The organism is Oceaniferula flava, assembly GCF_016811075.1.
Lineage (GTDB): Bacteria > Verrucomicrobiota > Verrucomicrobiia > Verrucomicrobiales > Akkermansiaceae > Oceaniferula > Oceaniferula flava.
In genome coordinates this window covers 50,138-71,909 of record NZ_JAFBGL010000010.1, presented here as the reverse complement: position 1 = coordinate 71,909, position 21,772 = coordinate 50,138, and the positions used below count along the sequence as shown (strand labels likewise).

Annotated in this window: 19 protein-coding genes; 11 read left to right on the top strand and 8 right to left on the bottom strand. The window is 56.1% G+C overall.

Going from position 1 to position 21,772, the window contains the following annotated elements; translation table 11 throughout:
- Nucleotides 1–8 precede the first annotated feature (8 nt).
- The 4 genes from JO972_RS14190 to JO972_RS14175 form a co-directional block, all read right to left on the bottom strand.
- Nucleotides 9–1,058, bottom strand: a complete 1,050-nt coding sequence (locus JO972_RS14190; RefSeq protein WP_309490732.1) for a GNAT family N-acetyltransferase — start codon at nucleotides 1,056–1,058, stop codon at nucleotides 9–11.
- A gap of 42 nt (nucleotides 1,059–1,100) precedes the next feature.
- A complete protein-coding gene (locus JO972_RS14185) occupies nucleotides 1,101–2,495 on the bottom strand; it encodes a TonB-dependent receptor (RefSeq protein WP_309490731.1) in 1,395 nt (464 codons plus the stop codon).
- Nucleotides 2,496–2,509: 14 nt separating this feature from the next.
- On the bottom strand, nucleotides 2,510–3,574 hold the full coding sequence (locus JO972_RS14180) for a hypothetical protein (RefSeq protein ID WP_309490730.1): 1,065 nt from the start codon (nucleotides 3,572–3,574) through the stop codon (nucleotides 2,510–2,512).
- A gap of 352 nt (nucleotides 3,575–3,926) precedes the next feature.
- Nucleotides 3,927–6,374 carry a transglycosylase domain-containing protein gene (locus JO972_RS14175; RefSeq protein ID WP_309490729.1) on the bottom strand — a complete coding sequence of 816 codons (2,448 nt, stop codon included), beginning with the start codon at nucleotides 6,372–6,374 and terminating at the stop codon, nucleotides 3,927–3,929.
- Nucleotides 6,375–6,453: 79 nt separating this feature from the next.
- Between JO972_RS14175 and JO972_RS14170 the strand changes: the two genes are divergently transcribed.
- The 3 genes from JO972_RS14170 to ykgO all read left to right on the top strand — a co-directional run bounded on the left by JO972_RS14170 (nucleotide 6,454) and on the right by ykgO (nucleotide 9,569).
- Entirely contained in the window at nucleotides 6,454–7,617 is a 1,164-nt protein-coding gene (locus JO972_RS14170; protein ID WP_309490728.1) for a class I SAM-dependent methyltransferase, read from the top strand.
- Between the two features lie 51 nt (nucleotides 7,618–7,668).
- Complete coding sequence (gene serA / locus JO972_RS14165; RefSeq protein WP_309490727.1) at nucleotides 7,669–9,273, top strand: phosphoglycerate dehydrogenase; 1,605 nt, start codon at nucleotides 7,669–7,671, stop codon at nucleotides 9,271–9,273.
- A 131-nt stretch (nucleotides 9,274–9,404) separates the two neighbouring features.
- A complete protein-coding gene (ykgO, locus tag JO972_RS14160; RefSeq protein ID WP_309490726.1) occupies nucleotides 9,405–9,569 on the top strand; it encodes a type B 50S ribosomal protein L36 in 165 nt (54 codons plus the stop codon).
- A 137-nt stretch (nucleotides 9,570–9,706) separates the two neighbouring features.
- On the opposite strand, the gene JO972_RS14155 is transcribed toward ykgO, so the two are convergent.
- Nucleotides 9,707–10,435 carry a hypothetical protein gene (locus JO972_RS14155; protein ID WP_309490725.1) on the bottom strand — a complete coding sequence of 243 codons (729 nt, stop codon included), beginning with the start codon at nucleotides 10,433–10,435 and terminating at the stop codon, nucleotides 9,707–9,709.
- 105 nt (nucleotides 10,436–10,540) lie between these two features.
- Here JO972_RS14155 and JO972_RS14150 point away from each other — a divergent pair, with 105 nt between their 5' ends.
- The 7 genes from JO972_RS14150 to JO972_RS14120 all read left to right on the top strand — a co-directional run bounded on the left by JO972_RS14150 (nucleotide 10,541) and on the right by JO972_RS14120 (nucleotide 16,078).
- Nucleotides 10,541–11,830, top strand: coding sequence for a mechanosensitive ion channel family protein (locus JO972_RS14150; protein WP_309490724.1), 1,290 nt, complete (start codon nucleotides 10,541–10,543; stop codon nucleotides 11,828–11,830).
- 26 nt (nucleotides 11,831–11,856) lie between these two features.
- Nucleotides 11,857–12,228, top strand: a complete 372-nt coding sequence (locus tag JO972_RS14145; protein ID WP_309490723.1) for a four helix bundle protein — start codon at nucleotides 11,857–11,859, stop codon at nucleotides 12,226–12,228.
- Nucleotides 12,229–12,262: 34 nt separating this feature from the next.
- Complete coding sequence (gene cysS / locus JO972_RS14140) at nucleotides 12,263–13,657, top strand: cysteine--tRNA ligase (RefSeq protein WP_309490722.1); 1,395 nt, start codon at nucleotides 12,263–12,265, stop codon at nucleotides 13,655–13,657.
- Nucleotides 13,658–13,728: 71 nt separating this feature from the next.
- Entirely contained in the window at nucleotides 13,729–13,959 is a 231-nt protein-coding gene (locus tag JO972_RS14135) for an AbrB/MazE/SpoVT family DNA-binding domain-containing protein (protein WP_309490721.1), read from the top strand.
- Nucleotides 13,960–14,346: a type II toxin-antitoxin system death-on-curing family toxin gene (locus JO972_RS14130; protein ID WP_309490720.1), complete on the top strand. Its 387-nt coding sequence runs from the start codon at nucleotides 13,960–13,962 to the stop codon at nucleotides 14,344–14,346.
- A gap of 12 nt (nucleotides 14,347–14,358) precedes the next feature.
- The gene (gene hemB, locus JO972_RS14125) at nucleotides 14,359–15,333 is read left to right on the top strand and encodes a porphobilinogen synthase (RefSeq protein ID WP_309490719.1); all 975 of its coding nucleotides are present in this window, start codon (nucleotides 14,359–14,361) and stop codon (nucleotides 15,331–15,333) included.
- Nucleotides 15,334–15,436: 103 nt separating this feature from the next.
- A complete protein-coding gene (locus JO972_RS14120; protein WP_309490718.1) occupies nucleotides 15,437–16,078 on the top strand; it encodes a transposase in 642 nt (213 codons plus the stop codon).
- A 76-nt stretch (nucleotides 16,079–16,154) separates the two neighbouring features.
- On the opposite strand, the gene nagA is transcribed toward JO972_RS14120, so the two are convergent.
- Nucleotides 16,155–17,288, bottom strand: a complete 1,134-nt coding sequence (nagA, locus tag JO972_RS14115; protein WP_309490717.1) for an N-acetylglucosamine-6-phosphate deacetylase — start codon at nucleotides 17,286–17,288, stop codon at nucleotides 16,155–16,157.
- Between the two features lie 36 nt (nucleotides 17,289–17,324).
- Nucleotides 17,325–17,912 (bottom strand): CDP-diacylglycerol--glycerol-3-phosphate 3-phosphatidyltransferase, encoded by a 588-nt coding sequence (gene pgsA, locus JO972_RS14110; RefSeq protein WP_309490716.1) that lies wholly within the window; start codon nucleotides 17,910–17,912, stop codon nucleotides 17,325–17,327.
- A gap of 108 nt (nucleotides 17,913–18,020) precedes the next feature.
- On the opposite strand from pgsA, the gene recQ reads away from it, so the two are divergent.
- Nucleotides 18,021–20,228, top strand: coding sequence for a DNA helicase RecQ (recQ, locus tag JO972_RS14105; RefSeq protein WP_309490715.1), 2,208 nt, complete (start codon nucleotides 18,021–18,023; stop codon nucleotides 20,226–20,228).
- An 83-nt stretch (nucleotides 20,229–20,311) separates the two neighbouring features.
- Here recQ and JO972_RS14100 read toward each other — a convergent pair whose 3' ends face one another.
- Nucleotides 20,312–21,583 (bottom strand): reverse transcriptase family protein, encoded by a 1,272-nt coding sequence (locus tag JO972_RS14100; protein ID WP_309490714.1) that lies wholly within the window; start codon nucleotides 21,581–21,583, stop codon nucleotides 20,312–20,314.
- Between the last annotated feature and the right edge of the window lie 189 nt (nucleotides 21,584–21,772).

Genomic DNA, 21,772 nt, shown 5'->3' with positions numbered 1-21,772 from the left:
GCGGTGGCCTAGGGCGTCGACACCACCTTGGCGAACACCCGCGAGTCGCGCCCGCTGGCAAGCAGCTGCTCATGACGGTTGGCCGGGATCTGATCGGCCGGCAGCTCGCGGTAGTCCAATTGTTGGAAAAATTTTGCCGCCCGGTTGGTCAAGGCGAAGACCGAGGCGGCACCTGCCTGCTGCGCCTGTTGTTCGGCATGGCGGACCAGTTCGATCCCGTAACCGAGTCCCTCGTGGGCCTGTTTGACGTAAAGGCAGGCCACTTCCGCCATATCCGCCCCCTCATAGTGATGCAGTGCCACGCTGCCTACCACGTTGCCATCGATATCCATCACTGAGTAATCGGAGATATTGGCTAAAATATCGCTGTAGCCCCGCGGAACCAACGTGGAGTTGCGCACCGAGCGGCTGATCATTCCCAGCAGCTCGACGATGTCGTCCTCCCGCAGCGGACGAACTACCCGGTAGCTATCGGCATAAACCATGGTGCCCACCCCCTCATTGGAGAAAAGCTCATCGAGCAAGACCGCAGGCAGGCTGCCATCGAGGATATGCACCCGGGGGACTCCGGAGTCACAAATCTTGGCAGCGGCGAGGATCAATGGGCTTTCGGAATCGTTCACACCTGCGGCCCGGATGGCGCCTTGCGCCGGCATGCTGTCGGCCGGGTGCAGCAGAACCAACTTGCGGGCATCAATGGCCACCGCAAATTGCGCCACGGATGGGCTGAATGCGTCGGAACCATGGAAATCAGCCACGACCGCCTGACCTCGCTGCAGGGCGGCGAGCGCTTCGCCGATAGCCTCCACACTGGAGTCGCCACCGGAATACACCGCCTGGCTGTATTTCAACTCCACCTCGGCGGCACGATCGAGCAGATCATCAGTGCTGTGCACGGTGCTGCCGATGACCAGCTGCACCCCGATGTTTTGCAAGGAGAGTAGATCCAGCATCGTTTCCGCTAGGGCGGTCACCGGTGCATCGACAAGGATGACAAATACCTTCCCGCGAAATTGCGGAACGTATTGCAGCAGACCTCTAACATCTCCCCAGGACACAGAACTTGATTATCGTGATTGTTTCAATGGTGCAAGCTTCCGCTAGCGATGCAATGCCGCTAATCGAGCCTGTTCCGGCACGAGAGACTTCCATGTTTCATCGCCCTCGGCAATCATTCTCTGAATATCGCGCCCGGTGAAATCGAGCAGTCGGTCCTCGCCGCAAGGGATCGGATGAATCAGCCCCTGCTCGCGGAAGTAGGTGTAGAGGTGACTGAGGTTCTCCGGAGTCTGGAAATTCTCGGCCGTCACCAAATCCTTGGTCTTGCGGTTTTTCCACGGGTAGACGTAGAGCGACAGCTCGTTTTTGAACAAGCGCCCAAACGACTCCAAAATCCCGCCGGCAAGGTTCTCCGACCACTTTTCCTTAAACAATTCATTCAACAGACCGATGCTCAGCACAATGCCAATCGGACTGGTGGTGTATCGGCTCAGGTAGCTGGCAATGCGATGGAACTCCGGGCAGCGTGAGATCAGCACCGTTTTCCCCAGAGCTTGCAGGGCGTCGGCGCGATCGATGAAGGCGAGGTGATCCACCTCCCCTTCACGCAGCAGGTTATTCATGGAAATCTCACAGAGCTCGATGGTGGCATCGCGCTGATCTTCGGGCAGGTTCTGTTGAAAGACCTCACGCGTCTGCTTGAGCATGTCCATGTGCAGGTTGGTCACCGGCTCAAAACTGCCACGCAGTAGAATCAAAGGTTTGCGATACAGCGCCTCCGCCGGTGGCACCACCTCGCCGTCCGGGAGAAACATCGCCGCATCGGTGAGGCCGCTGCGCACCAGCTGCAGGTGGCAGAGACGGTTATCGATCATCTCAAACCCCTTGCCACTGAACTTGAGCATATCCACTTCCACTCGCTCCTTGGTCAGCCCGTCCATCAGCGACTCGGTAAAGTTCACCAAGTTCTCCCGGTAATAGAACGCGGCATACAGCAGGTTCACCCCGATGATGCCAAGCGCCTCCATTTGGTCGACATTCTCGTCGTCCAGCAATCTGACGTGAATCAGGATCTGACAGGCATCGGTATTGGGACGAAGCTGCAGCCGAATCCCCAGCCAGCCGTGACACTCGCCGGTGTCTTGGTAGCCCCGGGCGCGCACGGTGTTGCAAAAGGAGAAAAAGGTGGTGTTATCGCCGCGACCGGCCGAGAGGCGCTCGACCAGCAGATCGTATTCATATTTCAGCATCGACGCCACACGCTGACGGGACACATAACGCTTGGCTTTGCCGTAGATGGCATCGCTCATGGTCATGTCATAAGCTGAAATAGTCTTGGCCACTGTGCCAGCGGAGGCCGAAACGCGAAAGAACCAGTTGCCCACCTCTTGGCCGGCTCCAATCTCCGCAAAGGTGCCGTATTTCTCAGCATCCAGGTTGATCCGCAGGGCTTTATCGTAGGTAGACGGAGTGTCCCGTCCTTGGTAGTCGCTCATAAATTTTGCTTCGTTCACTCTTCCGGTTCGGTGTCTTCAGGGGCCACCCAGCCGTTTAACACGTGCTCGGTGATGATGACCTGGTCTCCGGCCACGGCCTCTTCAGGATAACGAATTTTCAAGACCGCGGCCGAGGAATGGCCACCGACATCCGCCAGCAAGCGCATCAAGGTGGGGTCATCGCGGTCGGCGTAGCCGTAGAGGGTTCGATCAGATCCAGGGTTGGTCATCTTGATTGCGACCCATTTGCTATCGTCTCTGAAATAGCGATTGTAATAGGTATCCAGCGAGCAGCGCACGAAGACCGTCTGAGGCTCAACCGGGCGCTTCTCGAAGAGTTCGTCCCAAGGCATCTCGGTCCAAGCCACCCAGCTTTCCCAATCGACCCGATAACCGTCGTCTCCCTTGACCATGGCGACTTGTCGGATGGTGTAGTCTTCCATTTGTAGGGCCAGCGAGGCCATATTCCCTTTCACGGTGACGCGACCGCCGTAGCCGACCTGTTTCACTGGTGTGGGCTCCAAGGGATGTTTTTCATACCAGGCTTTGATCTTGGGCATGGTGACCTCGGGGTGCCTAACCACCGACTCGAAATCTTCCACCTTGGTGACGTTGAGAAACTTCTTCACCACCTCATCCGCTTGGGCGAGCACGTCGTTGCCACGATCGAGGTTCTTTTGAATTTCTTGCTTCTCCTTTTTCTCCTCCTCACTGAGCTCATCCTTTTCCTCCGGAACCAGCGCGCTCACGGCGGGCTGCCATTCTTCGCTTGGGTCTGCGACGGAGGTCGGGGTTTTGTCGTTATTTCCAAACATCAGCCAAGCTCCCACGGCCACAACATTGAGTCCTAACAGCGATCCACCAACAATCCACATCACCGGTTTGTCACCCTCTGACTCGCTACTGCTTTTACCCGAACCCTGCTCCCAGTTCGGTTTGCTTTCAGTTGCGGGGCCACCTTGGCGCACACGGCGGCGCCCTGAAGAACGCGGTTCCTGACTATCGGTCGGTGCTTTCGTGACCTTTGGTGGCTCATCGGAGGCACCTTGTGAAGTCTCAACCGTGGATCCGGTTGCCACGACATCCCCCTGCCCCATTGGCTTCGCGGGAATGGATCCTTCTTTCCGTTCTGATCGAGGCGCTGGTGGTAGAGTGGCGTGTGACGCCTGCTTCGAAGGCACCTGCGTGGTTTTCCCCTTGGGGATGTTCAAAAGATAGTGGCAGGCAGGACAAACGACACCCGCACCGGGGTGATTCTTCGGTATGCGAAAAACAAATCGGCAAACAGGGCAGGCACAGGCCGCCCAGGTCCTTTTCTTTGGGGTAGCATTCGGCACGGAAAAAACGATGTTCCAGCGTGCCTGAAAGTGCAAGCCAGCAGTTGACCTGATTTCCTGTAGGCAGCGCGCTATGCGAAGCCTTTACCAGTCATCAGTCCTCCTGAATACTGACGCGGCGCGGACGATCGAGAATAATCGCCGCATCCTTGTCCTCGGCGTCAAGCTGATCAAAGTTCACAATGCCGGCACCACGACTGACCGCCGCAGCATCTCTGGGAACAAAATCCGGCTGCTCGGTGCCATAGGGATCGTTCCCCAAGAGCAACGGAGCCTTGGGCTGGATGGGGATGGCGCGTGACGTCGATGCCTTGGTGCCATCGGCACTGAAATCATAATTTTTCGCCAAGGTGCCATCAACCACCCCGTGAACATCGCAGTATCCGGATGGAGCCGTGCCCTCGATGAAATACTCGCGAAAAGCTGTGCTGGCATAGGTCTCTTTCCCCGTGACTGGATTGCGTTTATACTCTTGGCAGTATTTCGTTTTGCGCAAGCCGGAGGCCCTGCAGATTTCCAAACTCACCAATCCGTCAGGAGTTTCGATGGCTTGCCCCCGGAACTCACTCGCCGCGGCATTCATGCTCGCAGCCCAAACAGGAAACACGGTTTCCCGACTGAATGCTCCGGGGTAAATTGGATCGCGACGACCATGAAGGAAGCCAGCCCAGACGGCGCAGGTCACTTGGCTGTTGTAGCCTACATACCAGTTATCTGCAAAATCATAGGTGGTGCCGGTTTTTCCCGCCAACGACGGATCGTCAGTCAAGACGGGGGCCCCTTCTCCTCCTGAATTACTTTTCAGCGAACTTTGCAGCATGCTGTGCATGACAAAAGATGTCTGCTCGTCCAAGATTGGATCGGACGCCGACTGCTTACTTGCCTGATAACGCACCGATCCTGAAGAGTCGATAATGCGATCGATCATGAACATCCGGTTGGTCGTTCTACCGCCGTTGGGAAAGGCGGAGTAGGCACGCACCATGTCCGGCAGCGAAAATTGATCGGTGCCCACCAGCATCCGGGTAAGCAATTTCGTTTCTGGAAATGTCAGCCCGAACTTGCGAGCCGTCTCCATCACAGTGCCCAGACCGAGAGATTTCCCCAACCTCACCGAAGCTCCAATTTTCGAGACCTCAAGGGCACGGCGCATCGTAATTTCGCCTTCATACTGAGGATGAAGAATCTCCATCCCCCACTCACCCAGCACACCTTCGCGACCATCCAGCATGATGGCACGGTTGTTCATCGGGGCATCTAGAAGAAGCGAGGCGGCCGACATCTTTTGCTCGAGCGCAGCCGTATAAATGAAGGGGAAAAAGGCAGTACCAATGGGTTTGCGGCCCAGCTGCACGATGTCAAATTGGTTGTGGGTGAAGTCCCGACCTCCCACGTAGGCGATCACGGCGCCACTCCGGTTATCCATCATCAGTCCAGCCCCCTGCAGGTAGTCTGGCTTACCGTCTTCCCGACGATACGATTCATACTTGGGATGATCGTAGCCCTCCACGGATTCCGCGGTGGCTAGGCTCTTGAGCAAGCTCGCCTCCATGGCCTTCTGGACATCCAGATCGATCGTCGTGTGAATGGTAAAACCGCCTTGGGTCATGGCATCCTCACCCAGACGCTTACGCACGTCGGAAGCAATGCGTTCATACAAGTGCGAGGCACCTCGCTGGAGAGGTTTGGGATTGATCACCACTTCCTTTTCCTGCAGTTCAGCACTCTCTCCGTCCGAGAGGAACCCCTCCGCAGCCATCCGCTTAAGAACCTGGTTCCTGGCTTTTTTGTTCATCTCCAGATTATTCAAAGGAGAGATCTTGGTGGGGTTTTTAATACACCCCACTAACGAGGCGCATTCGGAAACGGTCAGGTCTTGAGGCTCCTTGCCGAAATACCCCAGTGAGGCCGACCGGATACCGTAGAAGCCACTACCAAAGGGCACCCGGTTCAGGTAGAACTCGAGAATTTCGGATTTGCTGTAGCGCTTCTCGATCCGCTGAGCGAGGAAGGCTTCCACGGCCTTCCGTTCGATCCCACTCCAGCCTTGCTCGTCCGCTTCTTCTTTGAGGTGAAATGCATTCCGCGCCAACTGCTGGGTCAAGGTGCTCGCCCCCTGAGTCTGTCGACCAGCCTTGAAGTTGAGCCAAACAGCACGAAGCACACCTTGGCGATCGACCCCGTCGTGTTCAAAAAACCGCTGATCCTCACCGGACACCAGCGCGTTCACCATCGTCTGCGGCACATCCTTAATGCTGATGACATCTCGGTTTTCCACAAAGATCCGACCGAGCTCCCGACCTTTGCGATCGAGAATCAGACTGACCACCTCAACATCGTTGATCATGCTCAAGTCATACTCCGCCGCCTTGTCTTTGAACGGTTGGGTCTTAATCTGGAAAACAAAATACCCCACGCCCAGCAAGATGAGTCCGAGGATGAATAAATACATCAGCCATTTGAGCTTGAAGAATCGTCTCTTGCGGCCCTTTCTGCTGTTACCGCTTCGCGCTCCTCCTTGACTGGATCGAATTTTACCCATGATAGAATGTGACTTCGAGGGCACCGAATCAGCGGCTCGACCCTCGGGATTTCATAACTCATACTCTCAGAATAAGACAATGGCAACCCCCGCTTTCAGTGAAGAAGTTCCAGATACCGCCCCCTTGGCTGAGTCGCTGAGTCAGCAGATCATGACCCACGGACCAATGCGGTTTCGCGATTTCATGCTGGCGGCACTTTATGACTCCACTCGCGGTTACTATTCCCAACCCAGTCAGCGTGTGGGCAAGCAGGGCGACTTCATCACCAGCGTCAGCATCGGCCCTTGTTTCGGACTGATCCTCGCAAGGAGACTGGCGGATTATTGGTCGAAAATTGGCAAACCATCTGCCTTTCACATCATCGAACCAGGGGCTCACGATGGCGCGCTGTGTCACGATCTCTTGACGGAAGCTCGCAAGAACAGCCCCGACTTTTTTCAGGCTCTGCACTACCACCTGATCGAAACCTCACCCAGCCTTCGCACCCAGCATGCGGAGAAGCTCGCGGCCGACTTCGATGGCAAGTTTAGCTCGCGGTCCTCATTCTCGGAAATCCAAAACGTCACCGGCGCCATTCTTTCCAACGAACTGATTGACGCCTTTCCGGTCGACCTCATCCGTCGTCGCCACGATCAATGGCAGGAGCTGCGGGTGGATCACGGTGACGACGGCCTAAGCTTCATCGAAACCGCTATCGGCGATCCAGCCTTGGCGGACTTCTGCCACTCGCTCGACCAACGAGCCAGCTACCCGGACGGCTACCCGGACGGCTACCCGGACGGCTACACCACGGAATACAACCCCGGCCTCAGAGACTTCGCCGAAAGCGCGGGGAAAACGCTTGAGCGTGGGCTGCTGATCACCATCGATTACGGCCACCATGCGGACGACTACTATCATCCGGACCGCAGTAAGGGCACCCTGCAAACCTACCACCAGCATCAGAAATCCGACAACCCACTGGCCAGCCCCGGGGAGATTGACATCACCTGCCATGTGGATTTTTCCCGCTTGGAAAAGGAAGCCCGTCTCGCCGGATTTCACCTGCTCAACCTGAGCACCCAGGCGAGCTGGCTGACTCATCACGCCAAGTCGTGGCTATTGGAACTGGAACAAACACTGACTGCGGAGACGCCCCACCTTTTACGCCAGTTCCAGACCTTGACCCACCCGGCGATGCTGGGAACCCGCTTCATGGTCTTGGAAATGGAAAAGCCTGCTACTGACAGAGATCTATCATAAATGTCTCGCCTTCGCTTTGACAATCCCCCGTGCAGCCAGTAAATGCACGCCATGGCCAAGCAGCGCATTCTCGTTTCAGACCCTATTTCAGACATCGGTGTAGATCTTCTTCGCAACCACCCGGAGATCGAGGTGGACGTGAACACCGGCCTCAGCCCGGAGGAGTTGCTGAAAATCATTCCATCCTACCATGGCCTGATCATCCGCTCCCAGACAAAGGTCACTGCCGAGGTGCTGGCCGCCGCCACCGAGCTGAAAGCCGTCGGCCGTGCTGGTGTCGGCGTTGATAACGTCGATCGTGATGCGGCTACCAACCACGGTGTGATCGTGATGAACACCCCCACCGGGAACACCATCTCCACCGCCGAGCTAGCCTTCACCCTGATGCTCTCCGCAGCCCGCAACATCGGTCCCGCCCACGCGGGAGTGCTGGCTGGCGACTTCCCTGCTGCACGCAAGGCTTACAAAGGGATCGAAATCAACAACAAGCGGCTCGCCGTCATCGGCATGGGCCGCATCGGCGCAGAGTTCGCCAAGCGCGCCCAAGCATTTGGCATGACCGTCGTGGCCTACGACCCCTTCCTGACTCAAGCCCGCGCCGACCAACTCAAGGTCGAGCTCGCCGAGAGCCCTGACGCAGCCCTCACCGGCGCCGACGTGGTGACTCTGCACGTGCCAATGACCGATGACACCAAGCACATCATCAACGCCGATCGCCTCGCCCTGATGAACAAGGGAGCCTTGGTGGTCAACTGCGCTCGCGGTGGCCTCATCGATGAAGCCGCACTGAAAGCCGCCATCGAATCCGGCCACATCGCCGGCTGCGGACTGGACGTTTACGAAGACGAGCCACCATCAGCCGACCACCCGCTATTCAACCTGCCAAAACATGTCTCCTTCACGCCGCACCTCGGAGCATCTACCAATGAAGCTCAGGAAAACGTCGGTATCCAAGTGGCCGAGCAGCTGCGCGACTTCCTCACCACCGGGGAGATCCGCAATGCGATCAACATGCCATCGCTCGATGCCGCGGCACTCAGCGAAATCGGCGGCTACCTCGATCTCGCCACCTCACTCGGCAAGTTCCTCGCCAAACTCGGCCCAGCCAATCCGGACTCCATCCGCGTTTCCTACCACGGAGAACTTGCGGAAAAGGACACATCCCTGATTTCCCGCACTGTGCTCACCGGTTACCTTGAAGCCGCCCGTCCGGACGGCCAGGTCAACATCGTGAACTCACCGGCAGTCGCCCGCGACATGGGGCTGGAAACCGTCGAGTCCACCATCACCGCCCAGACCGAATACGCCGAACTCATCGTCGCCGAGCTGCGCAAGGATGGTAAGAAATTCCGCGTCGCCGGCACCATCATCGGTCAGTCGCCACGGATCGTGGAAATCGATCACCTGTTCGTCGATACCAACATCAAGGGGAACTTCCTCATCGTGCGCAATGACGATCGCCCAGGCATCGTTGGCCTTGTCGGTAGTGCCCTCGGCTCCGCCGGCTTGAACATTGCCAACCTCTCGCTGGCACGGAACAAGTCCGAAGGCAATGCCCTCAATGTCATCGAGCTCGACACCAGCCCAAGCGCTGAAATCGTCGCCAGCTTATCCGACGCACCGGGCGTCCTCTCGGTCACTGCAATTGAAATTTAACCGGATTTTCCCAGAAATAGGCTTTACACAGTATCCAATCTGGGTATTTTCCCCGCCCCGACCTGCATCCCAGCCCGAAAATCAGGGTTTAAAATCGGATGCGTCAACCGTTTTCCAACACCACCTCTACCATGAAAGTTCTTTCCTCACTTCTCTCCATGAAAAAGCGCCACACTGATTGCCAGGTGGTGAAGCGTAAAGGCACGCTCTACGTGATCTGCAAGAGCAACCCTAAGTTCAAAGCCCGTCAAGGTGCTACCAAGGGAACTCGCCTGAGCAAAAAAGGCGTGAAGTAATCCCGCAGTCACGGTTTCCGACCGTTACTCGTCATTACTTCCCCAATTGACTTAAATATTTTTCAAAAGCCTGCTCCGTTCGTTCGGTGCAGGTTTTTTTCTGTCTGCGACTCTAGCCTTCGTCGACAGCTCCCCGATCAAGCTCTGAGCCTGCGAATCAGGGACCACAGCAGCAGGAGCAAGACCACCAGCACGGAACCCGCCGCAGCGTAGAGCCACCACGGCAGCGGCACCGTCGCCACCATCACCAGCTCAATCGGCTTGGTTTTACTCTCGGCCAGCTTGTATCTCCACTTCAGCGTCTTGCCCTCGTTGAGCACCTCATGCGCATTGCTGTAATCCACGGCATGGGGGAAATGGATAGTGTAGCGGAACTCGGAGTCGCCGAGCAAGGAGACACCTCGTTTTCCCATGTATTGCTCCAACAGCGGTGCGAGGTCGACTTTCCTGTGAATATCTGCCTGAAGCCCCTCGCGCTCGATCACAAACTTGCCCACCAGAGCATGTAGCATCTTATCGGATTTACTCTCGCTCTCTCCTTCACCCGGATCATCGTGATCGTCTAACAAACCTTCCAAATCGACCACGTTATCCGTTTTCAGCTCAATAGTGATCACCTGCTTACCATTCACCTTCGCCACCGTGTTGGTGACCAACTCGAGATCTTTCTCATCCCCGATTTCTTTCGCAATGATCGCCTCCAACTCCGCCGCATCTTCATCTGAAAAAATCAACACCGGCACGGTGTAGACCGCTTTCAGTCGGGCCGAGCCATCCGAATGCAGAAAGATCTCCTCTTCACCATCAATGCAGGAGTTCAACAGGAGCAACGCAAAGGTGAGCAGGGTGAGAATGGCTTGTTTCATCTAACACGCAGCTTGCACAGGCAGGGGCCGATCTGCAACGTTGAAAACCCAACCTCTCAGCATTCCCCTTGCGTGCAAGGCCTAGCTGTGGCAGGGATTTGCGCGATGCAATCTTGGCACGACAAGCTCACTAACTTACTTTCTGGCGATGCCGTCAAGGCAGACGTCAACTGGATGCTACGCGTCTTGGTGGATCTTATCCTACTGGCCGCCGTTTTCGTGGTCGCCTACCTCGCATATCTGGTCATCCGCAAGGTGCTGATGCGCATCGTCACCAAGGTCTTGAAAAAGACCGCCAACTCCTGGGACGACGAGATCTTGAACAGTCGGCTATCCAGCTGGATCTCCATGTTGATCCCGGCAGCTATCATTCTCAGGGCAGCCCCTCTGGCGATCAATGCCCTGGACGAGGGATCGCTTCAGGTTTCCCACCTCATTGTCATCTCGGCACAGGTGTTCATCATTATCCTCTCCCTGCTGTCGTTCAACTCGGTGCTGAATATCATCGAGAGGATCTACCTCCGTTTCGAGGTTTCCAAGGAGCTGCCGATCAAGGGCTTCATCCAGGTCATCAAGATCATCCTGATCGTGGCGGCGATCATTTTCATCATCTCCAGCCTCATCGGCAAATCCCCCGTGCTGATCTTCTCCGGTCTCGGTGCCATGACCGCGGTGATGATGCTGATTTTCAAGGACTCCATCCTCGGCCTGGTCGCCGGCATCCAGCTCTCGGCCAACCGCATGGTCGCGCGGGGGGACTGGATCGAGATGAACAAGTTCGGCGCCGATGGCGAAGTGCTCGAGGTCGCCCTGACCACCGTCAAGGTGCGCAACTGGGATAAAACCATCACCACCATCCCCACCTACGCCCTGATCTCCGACAGCTTCAAAAACTGGCGCGGCATGAGCAACAGCGGGGTCCGCCGCATCAAACGCTCGGTCAACCTCGACATGTCGACCGTGACCCTGCTCGACGATGCGATGTTGGAAAAAATGCGCAACATCCGCCTGCTGCAACCCTATCTCGACCGGAAACAAAAAGAACTCGCCGAGTGGAACAGCGAGCATGCCAGCGATGACTTCACTAGCCCAGTCAACTCCCGCGCACTCACCAACCTCGGCACCTTCCGCGCCTACATGCTTGAGTATTTGAAAAAACACCCGAAGATCGCCCAGCGCCAAACCCTGCTCGTGCGCCAGCTTCAGCCGACCGCTCACGGCGTCCCCATCGAACTCTACACCTTCACCAATGACAACGCCTGGGCCCACTACGAAGACATCCAAAGCGACATCTTCGAGCACTTCCTCGCCGTCCTCCCCGAGTTCGGCCTGAGGGCTTTCCAGTCGCCGTCAGACGGCTCGATGTCGGCGTTGACTAGTTCACTGGTTGACTAGTTAATTGGTTCACATCCTAATACGCCATGCCTGATTCGATCAATAACCTAGAGGTTTACCGCGAAGCCATGACCATTGGTGAGACGGTCTGGTCGTTGGTTGCCCAGTGGGATCATTTTTCGAAAAATGCGGTAGGTCTACAGTTCGTGCGCTCTGCCGGCTCGATTGCAGCCAATATCTCCGAGGGCCATGGTCGCTATCACTACAAGGAGAACATCAAATTCTGCCATTATTCACGTGGTTCACTGACCGAAACCCAGACCTGGATCGAAAAGTCCGTCCACAGAAACCTGATCCCAAAAGAACAAGGTCGAGAGCTTTACCAACAACTCGAAATTCTCCACAAACGACTCAACGCCTACATCACATCGATCCGCAAGAGCGCAACCAATGACTAGTCAACCAATGCCCAGTCAATCAATCAACCACTCCATGAATCTCTACGACACCCTGACACGCAGTAACCGCGAGCTGAAACCCCTCGATGGCGAAACCTTCCGCTTCTACTGCTGCGGCCCCACCGTCTATGGCCCGGCCCACATCGGCAACTTCCGCACCTTCGTCATGCACGATGTTTTCCGTCGTGTCTTGGAAACAGGCGGCATGAAGACTCTGCATGTGAGAAACATCACCGATGTCGATGATAAAACCATCCGCGACTCCCAGGCCGCCGGTAAGACGCTGAAAGAGTTCACTGCCGGGTGGACCGAGAAATTCCACGCCGATTGCACCGCGCTCGGTTGCCAGCCACCACACATCGAACCCAGTGCCATCGAGCACATTCCCCAGCAGATCGCCATGATCGAGCAGCTGATCGAAAAAGGCCACGCCTACGCCTCCGAGGACGGCTCGGTTTACTTCAAGGTCTCCTCGTTTCCCGACTACGGAAAGCTCTCCCACCTCGATACCCGCGAGCTCGATCTCGGAAAAACTCAGAACCAGCGCGCCGATGCCGATGAGTATGAGAAAGACTCCATCGCCGACTTCGTGCTGTGGAAATCGAGAAAAGAGGAAGACGGCGAGAACTACTGGAGCTCCCCATGGGGCGAAGGCCGACCCGGCTGGCACCTCGAGTGCTCTGCCATGATCAAGGAATACCTCGGCGAAAGCTTCGACCTCCACTCCGGTGGTGTCGACCTCGTCTTCCCACACCACGAAAACGAAATCGCCCAGAGCCAATGCTCCTGCGGTGGCGACTTCGCAGCCCACTGGTTCCACATCACCCACCTGATGGTCGATGGCGGTAAGATGTCGAAGTCGTTAGGCAATCTCTACACCATTGATGACCTCGAAGCCAAAGGCCACACCGCCATGGAAGTGCGCTACGTCCTCATCTCCGGCCACTACCGCAAACAGCTGAACTTTACCCTGGACTCACTGCACGCCGCGAAGGAAGCGCTCGCCAAACTCGCCAAAGGCCGCGAGGTGTTAAGTTCCAATTCCCAAGACTCAGATGCCAAACTGAGCTCGGATGACTTCAAGGAATTCCAGCCGGCTTGGGACGCGCTCAACCGCGATCTCAACACCCCGGCCGCGCTTGGTCACCTCTTCTCCGGTCTCAAAGCCGCCCAGAAATTGGAAGGTGAAGAAGCCGCCGCCAACCTGGCCGCCTTCGACGCCATCCTCAGAGCCCTCGGCCTCGAGCTCCCGGTAGCCAACGATGAAAGCAGCGACATCCCCGCCGAAGTCAAAGACCTCGCCGATCAACGCCTGGCCGCCAAGCAAAACAAAGACTGGGCCGCCTCCGATCAGCTCCGCGATGAAATCACCGCCCTCGGCTGGACCATCAAAGACAGCCCCGACGGCTACGAGCTGACACCATCCTAGCACAGCCCTTGCCAGCGCAGGGACGGAAGCGCCAGCTTGACAAATCCAATGATGTAATACATTGTTACAACATGATCAAGACCATCACAAAAATTGGCAACTCGCGTGGCATCATCCTCGATGCCGCTCTGCTCGAGCTCGCCAATCTCAAGGAAGGCGACAAGGTCAACATCACCGTGCACAGAGGTGGCACGATTTCGATGACTCCTGAAGTCGCCACAGTCGATCCTGATCGAGCCAAACAGCTCGCCACAGACATCATCGCCAAAAACGACAAACTTTTCGACCGTCTGTCCAAATAGATGATCAAGCATCTCACCTTGGAGTCCGTGCTCGCTATTCACGATGCCGTGCTTTCCGCCCACGGTGGCATGCCGGGCTTGAGAGAAGAGTCATTGCTCGAAAGTGCCATTGCTGCCCCACAAGCGACCTTCGGAGGCGAGCCGATCATGAGTGATATCATCGAAATTGGTGCCGCCTATCTTTACTACCTCTGTAAAAATCACCCCTTCCTCGATGGCAACAAACGCACCGCTCTCGCATCCTGCCTCGTCGTTTTAAGCGAAAATGGACAGCTGCCCTCCATGGAGCTTGATATCGACGACTGGGAACAGCTCGTGCTCGACGTCGCTTCATCCTCAATCAATCGCCAGACGACCACTGTCCGTCTCCAAAGTATTCTTACCTAATCCACCATTCCCATGATCCGCCCACGCCGCAACCGCAAGTCACCCGCCGTCCGAGCCCTCGTTCGCGAGAATTCCATCTCGGCCTCCGATTTCATCTATCCCCTCTTTGTGCACGATAAAGACGTCGATGAAGCCATCGACTCCATGCCCGGCTGCACCCGCTGGTCGATCGATGGATTGGTCAAGGAAGCAGGTGAAGCCTACGCGCTCGGAGTCCCGGCCGTGGTGCTCTTTCCCGCCATCGCGGAAAACCTCAAGACACCCCAGGCCGAGGAAAGCCACAACGATGACGGCCTCGTCCCCCGCACCATCAAAGCGCTGAAAGCCGCCTACCCTGGTCTCTGCGTCATCACCGACGTCGCGCTCGATCCCTATAACTCCGACGGCCACGACGGTATCGTTGTCAAAAATGGCGACGATCTGGAAATCCTCAATGACGAAACGGTCGAGGTCCTCTGTCAGCAAGCCCTCAGCCACGCCCGCGCCGGTGCCGATATGGTATCGCCCAGCGACATGATGGACGGTCGTGTGGAAGCCATCCGTGAAACCCTCGACCTCGAAGGCTTCCAAAATGTCTCCATCATGGCCTACACCGCCAAATACGCCTCCGCCTTCTACGGTCCGTTCCGTGGTGCGCTCGAATCCGCACCCAAGGCTGGCGACAAAAAAACCTACCAGATGGACCCCGCCAACTCCCGCGAGGCGATCCGCGAGACCCTGTTAGACGAAGAAGAAGGCGCCGACATCCTGATGGTCAAACCCGCCGGCCCCTACCTCGACATCATCGCCAAGATGCGCGAAACCACCACCCTGCCGGTAGCCGCCTACCAAGTCAGCGGCGAATACCTGATGATCAAATCCGCCAGCCAAGACGGCTGGCTCGATGAAAAAGCCATCGTGTTAGAGTCCCTAACAGGCATCAAACGCGCCGGAGCCGACCTCATCCTTACCTACTTCGCCAAAGATGCGGCAAGCTGGCTGAAGTAGGACAAGTTTGCAACTTGTCGGCAACCCAAGGAATAGTCATCCCAAGCAGCAGTCATCACAAAGCCAGCCGACAACTTAAAAAGTCGTCCTACCTCCCCCCAATGTGAAAGACTACGATCCTGGTGAAGAAACGGAAACATCAAGGAGAAAGCTCCCCCACTGGCAACAGCCCGGCTGCTCCTACTTCATCACCTTCCGCCTTCACGATTCCATCCCCAAAGGAAAATTCGACGAATGGAACGAGGAGCGACTTCGTTGGTTAAGAAGTCGCAAGTTAGATAGCAACCTCCCCCTCGACCAAATTCTGGAACAGCTCACCCCTGAGCAAAAAAAAACCTATTACGCGACCTTCTGGAAAGGCTACCATTCCATGCTGGACGCCTGTTACGGATCTTGCCCATTACGCGATCCCGTCAACGCACAAATAGTAGCCGATGCCCTCGTGTTCTTCCACGAAGAACGCTATCAGCTCGGTGATTTTATCATCATGCCTAACCATGTGCATGTATTAGTGACACCATTCCAGAATTGGCCCATCAAAGACCTACTGCATTCATGGAAACGCCATACCGCCAGAGAGATTAATCAACGCATGGGACTCTTCGGCCAGCTCTGGCAGCACGAATCCTACGACCATATCGTGCGTAATGAAGCGCAGCTGAAGCGAATCGAAGCATACATTCGGAATAATCCCAAAAACCTAAGACAAGGCGAGTATCTCTACCAAAGTAGGACAACTTTGTAAGTTGTCGGCAAGCCTAGTGAACTAGCCGTGCTTGGGATGATGATTCCCAAGTTTGCCGACAAGTTGCAAACTTGTCCTACTTTCCATCCACCAGCGTCTTCCAGACACTGAAATCTTTCTCCAGGATCACGAGGTCTGCGCAGTAGCCGGGTTCGATCTTTCCGATGTCATCGAGGCCTAACGACTGGGCTTGGTTCCAAGACGTGGCTTTGACAATCTGGTGCAGCGGCAGGTCGGTGAGTTCGGCGATCAGTTTCACGCCGTCGTTGTAGAGCAGGATACTTCCAGCGAGGGCGCCGCCTTCTTTCAGTCGGGCTTGACCATCGTCCACGATCACATCCAGTCCTCCAAGCTGCACCTCACCTTTTCCAATCCATGAGCCGGCCATCGAGTCGGTGATCATGATCAGTTGTTCGATGGGTTTCAGGGAGAAAACCAGCTTGAGAAAATCAGGGGCGAGGTGGATGCCATCGCAGATCAACTCCATCTTCAAATCCGGGTCTAACAATCCAGCACCGACCACACCGATCTCGCGGTGATGAAGTCCGGTCATGGCATTGCCATAGTGGGTAAGGTGCGTGAGTCCGGCCTCCTTGGCATCCATCACCTGCTGGTAAGTGGATGACGTGTGGGCGGCGGAAGCACTGATCCCCGCGGCCTTGGCCTGACGGATACATTCACAGGCGCCGGGAACATCCGGCGCAATCGAAAACACCTTCGCGGGAGCCAGCTCGTGCAGTCGCTTCAGCTCTTCCCAGTTCGGTTCGCGGACAAATTGTGGGTTTTGCGCGCCGGCATTGGCTTGATTGATAAAGGGTCCTTCGACGTGCATGCCGGGAGTTTTTGCAAACTCCTGGTTTTCCATATACTCCACCACCTTGCCGGCGATCTCTTCCAACAAATCCTGAGACTGGGTGAGCGTGGTCGGCAACCAGGTGGTGACTCCCTCGCCGAGTTTCTTCTTGGCAATGTGACGGATGCTTTCGAGGTCGTTGTCGCAGACATCCTTGTAGTCGGCGCCGTGCGCGTGGATATCGACAAAGCCGGGCATGACATAACGTCCGCCAGCATCGATCACAGTGTCCGCCTCAGGCAGGGGCTCGCCAGGCTGGTGGACCCAAGCAATTTTTCCGTCGGTAATTTCAACAGCAGCGCCCTCAATTTCTACATCGGGCGATACCACATGCGCGTTGGTAATCAGAGTTTTCATCGTTCTCTTGTTTTTCACAGATACGCCTCAAAAGGCTCAATCTTTATCAAGAAGCATCGTCCTTGATTTCCAGAAATAGGAAACACCCGAGATCACGGTCAAGGCGACGGCGGGCCACAGCGAGAGTGGGAACAGCCAGTGATCTTTATCGGATAAATACTGCAAAAATGTCACCACAGCGTTGTCGCTGACAATGGTTTCAAAAGTGAGATACACCAGCGCGGTGATGATGAAGGTGAGCTGGAACGTAGTCTTCCACTTGCCGAGTCCATCCGCTGCGATGACGGTTCCCTTTTCCACCGCAATCTGGCGAATGCCGGTGACCAGAAACTCGCGACAAATGATCAGTGCCGTCACCCACACCGGGCAAAGGCCTTTGGCGGAGAGGTAAACAAAGCCGGAACACACCAGAATCTTATCGGCCAGTGGATCGAGCAGTTTTCCCAAGGAGGTGACCAGGTTCAGCTTGCGTGCGAGGTAACCATCCAGCCAATCGGAAATCGCTCCCAACACAAAGGCGGCCAAGGCAATGGCATAGCCGGTCACCCCTTCGGAAGATGCCGCCGCGCAAAAAACTGCGGTGAGAACCAGGCGGAACATGGTGATCGTATTGGGTAAATTCATAAACTGCGGCGACATTTCTAAACAATCCCACAAGGGTCGCAAGCCTTCATCTGGCACAATTCCAGTTTCCCCGTTGACATTTTCGCCATTAAATCAGTAAATGTTCTCATGAACAGCAAGACAAGCCCCTCCAGCGTGCTCCGTGAGATTTACGGTTTCAGCGAGTTTCGCCCGCATCAGGAGAAACTCGTCCGCGCCTTGCTTGAGGGCAAGGATGCCTTCGGTGTCATGCCCACCGGTGGTGGTAAGTCGCTCTGTTATCAACTTCCGGCGAAAATGTTAGCCGGCACGGCGGTGGTCATCAGCCCGCTGATCGCCCTGATGAAAGATCAGGTGGATGCGGCAAACGCCAATGGCATCGACGCGGCCTTTTTAAATAGCACCCTGTCTCAGCAGGAAGCCACCGAGGTCATGAGCCGGTATCGTGCTGGAACACTGGATATGCTCTATCTCGCACCGGAACGACTGGCACTGCCGGGCTTTGCCGACTCCCTGCGGCAGAACCAACAGCAGGCGCCGAGCTTTTTTGCCATCGACGAGGCTCACTGCATCTCCGAGTGGGGTCATGATTTCAGACCGGACTACCTCTTTCTCAGCCAGCTTCGCAAACTGTTTCCCAACACCCCGGTGGGGGCGTTCACCGCGACCGCGACGGAAAAAGTGGCCGCCGATATCGAACAGCGCCTGAGCCTTGGCGAGGCGGTTAAGGTGCGGGCGTCATTCGATCGGAAGAACCTCTTTTATGAAGTGCGGAGCAAGAAGGATTGGGAACGGCAGATGGTCGATTTCGTCAAAACGCGCAGTGGCCAAAGTGGTATCGTCTACCGCACATCGCGCAAAAGCGTGGAAGCCACCGCGGACCTACTCAAAGCCAATGGCATCAATGCCGCCGCCTACCATGCCGGCATGGAGGCGGAGCAGCGCAGTTGCATCCAGGACGCATTCATCCGCGACGATATCGATGTCATGGTGGCCACCGTCGCCTTTGGCATGGGCGTGGATAAGGCCGACGTGCGCTACGTCATCCACGGTGACCTGCCCAAGAACATCGAGAGCTACTACCAGGAAACCGGCCGGGCCGGTCGCGACGGCGACGACTCCCACTGCCTGCTGCTTTACTCTCCGGGCGATTCGATGAAAATCCGCCGCTTCTTCGATGACATCAGCGACGAGGCTGAACGACAGCGATCGGCGGATCTCTTGCAGGCGATGGAACGCTTCGCCTCGGTGCCGGGCTGCCGTCGGGTGCGATTGTTAGAATACTTCAACGAACCGTATCAGGAGGAATCCTGTGGTGGCTGTGATTTCTGCAAGGGGGAATTTATCCAGGTGGATGCCTCACGCCCAGCCCAGATGCTACTCTCTGCGGTGATGCGCACCGGTGGAAAATTCGGTGCCGTGCATGTCTGTGATATTGTCGCCGGAGCCAGCACCGCGAAGATCAAACAATTTGAACACGATCAGTTGCCGACCTATGGCGTGGGGAGAGATCGGCCAAAGTCCTACTGGCGCTCTGTGTTAGACGCGCTGATCGCGGGCGGTCAGCTCCAGCTCTCCACAGCGCAGTTCCCCGTGCCACAGCTCACCGAGGCGGGCGCTGAGGTGCTGTATGGACGGGAAAAGTTCAGCATGAGCGAGGACACTCGGGTGGAGCCGGAAAAAGTAAGCCGTGGCCGTGCCCAAGGAGGCGAGCCCATGCCCTGTCACGAAGGCTTGTTCCAACATCTGCGCAGCCTGCGTAAGGAAGTGGCAGACGCCACCAAGGTGCCACCTTACGTCGTCTTCTCAGACCGCTCCCTCCGCGCCATCTCCGCCGCCATGCCAGAGAACGAGGATGAGTTGCTCCTGCTGCATGGGATTGGTCAGAATAAATGCGAGAAATATGGTGCCGATTTCCTCTCCGCCATCGCCGACTACCTCCAGCAGCACCCCGATGCGGTGAACGAGAAACAAACCCTGCCAGATGCTCCTGCCGTCCAACCGTCATCAATCAAACGCGGCCCGTCAGCCACCACAATGGTGACCCTCGCTCTGGTAAAAAAAGGGCACAGCCTCGATGAAATTGCGGCGCAGCGCGACCTTGCGAGATCAACCATCGAAAGCCACATCGCCAAGCTGCTAGAGACCGGTGAGGAGCTCAACGTCCGAGCCTTCGTCAGTGATGAACAAATCGCACTGTGCCAGGAGCTCTTTGCAGAGCACGGAGCAAGCGCACTGGCTCCCGTGGTAGAGGCTGCAGGTGAAAAACTCGGTTACGGCGAAGCCAAGATCATCCGCGCCCTGCTCCAGCGCGAAGAAGCCATGTCGACGAGCTAAGGGAAAATCCCCGCAGCGGCTCAGAGTGCATCGACTCTATCAGATGAACTTTTCCAGGCTACTGCCAGCAGATCTAACTACACTTAAACCAATTTATCTAACATACCCTGCAATTTCTTCCCACGGCGAGGATTGGTTTGGCGGATAAATTCAACGCGACCTTCGAGGTGTTGAAGAAAGCTCGGGTGATCATTTTTATTTTCCGCATCCAGTCCGTTTTGACCACAGCGGTGTAGGATCGCTCGTAAGCGGTCGTATTCCCCACGAGCCACGTTGTGTTTTTCATTCAGCACCAGGCCAGCCAGACGCTGGCGTTGGGAGTGATGCATCACGCTGGTTTTCGTCTTATGCAGCTGCAAACCCTCTTCCCTAACAATTTGGTCAACTAGATTAAGAAATGCCTCAACTTGAGGCCGACGCACTGAATCGTTTGTGCTGAATGCGAAATCATCCGCGTAGCGCGTGTAGTCCATGTGCATTTTCTGAGCCAGTCCGTGCAGACGAAGATCCAAGCGATACAGTAAGCGGTCGGCAAGAGCTGGCGATGTTGGCGCGCCCTGTGGCAGGTGGGACACCGTGTAGCGATCGCGCTGAGCAACGCCGCTGGGAACATCGGCAAGCCTGAGCCGGTTCGTGCAACAACCAGCTAACTGGACTGACACCAGCGGCGGATAACCGAGCAGATGGAACAAGGCGCGCACACGTGATCGTTCGATACTTAGAAAGTAATCTTTGAGATCCATTTTGATCAACATCTTGCGCCCAATGTGAGGCTGAACGTAGCTGAGAATGGACCGATTCTTCTGAAACCCGTGCGAGCATGGATGGGGTGGAAGATGATCGAGGATACCATGGAGAATATAACGTTGGACCTGTTTCATCTGCCACTTTGGCTTTTCTAACACTCGAAACCCACCTGATTTTTTAACCACCGTTTGCACGGTGTAATGGGACAACTTCGTGTCAGCCGGCACGCTGTTATAATCACCTGCGAACCATTCCATTTGGGAAACAGGCAAGTCTAACCAGTGGGCAAGATCTCCGGATGTGGTGATGCTCGGTATTTTCCAATCAGCCGCCACCCGCATATCCGGAGCCATTTCAGCTGGTAGAATTTGGCCACTCAGCTGCAGTTCTCCACGGCGCTGTTTCTTCTGGTATCTCCGATCGCTCTCAAGCCATTCGGCCAACATCCTAACAGATGGCCGACTACCACTACCGAAATGCCGGATCACACGCCCGGCGAGTTTGCGCGAAAACTTGGGAGCGCCCACAGCCATCACCAAACGTTCCTCGAAAGCGGCTTGCTCAAATGCGCCACTCAGCAGAATTGTCGCTAGTTCATCGCTGCTCATGAGAAAAACAAAAACCTGCACTGGAGCCAACCTATCCATTACGGCCAAGGGATTCTCCCATGGCAGTGGGACGAGCCCTTGGCTGCGCCGTGTCTCAGCTTTCCTGTGCCCCGGGGTTACCCCGGAGAGGCGGAATATTACATCGGAGATGTCACATTCCACCAATCTTGGCTCCAGTGAGGTCTTATG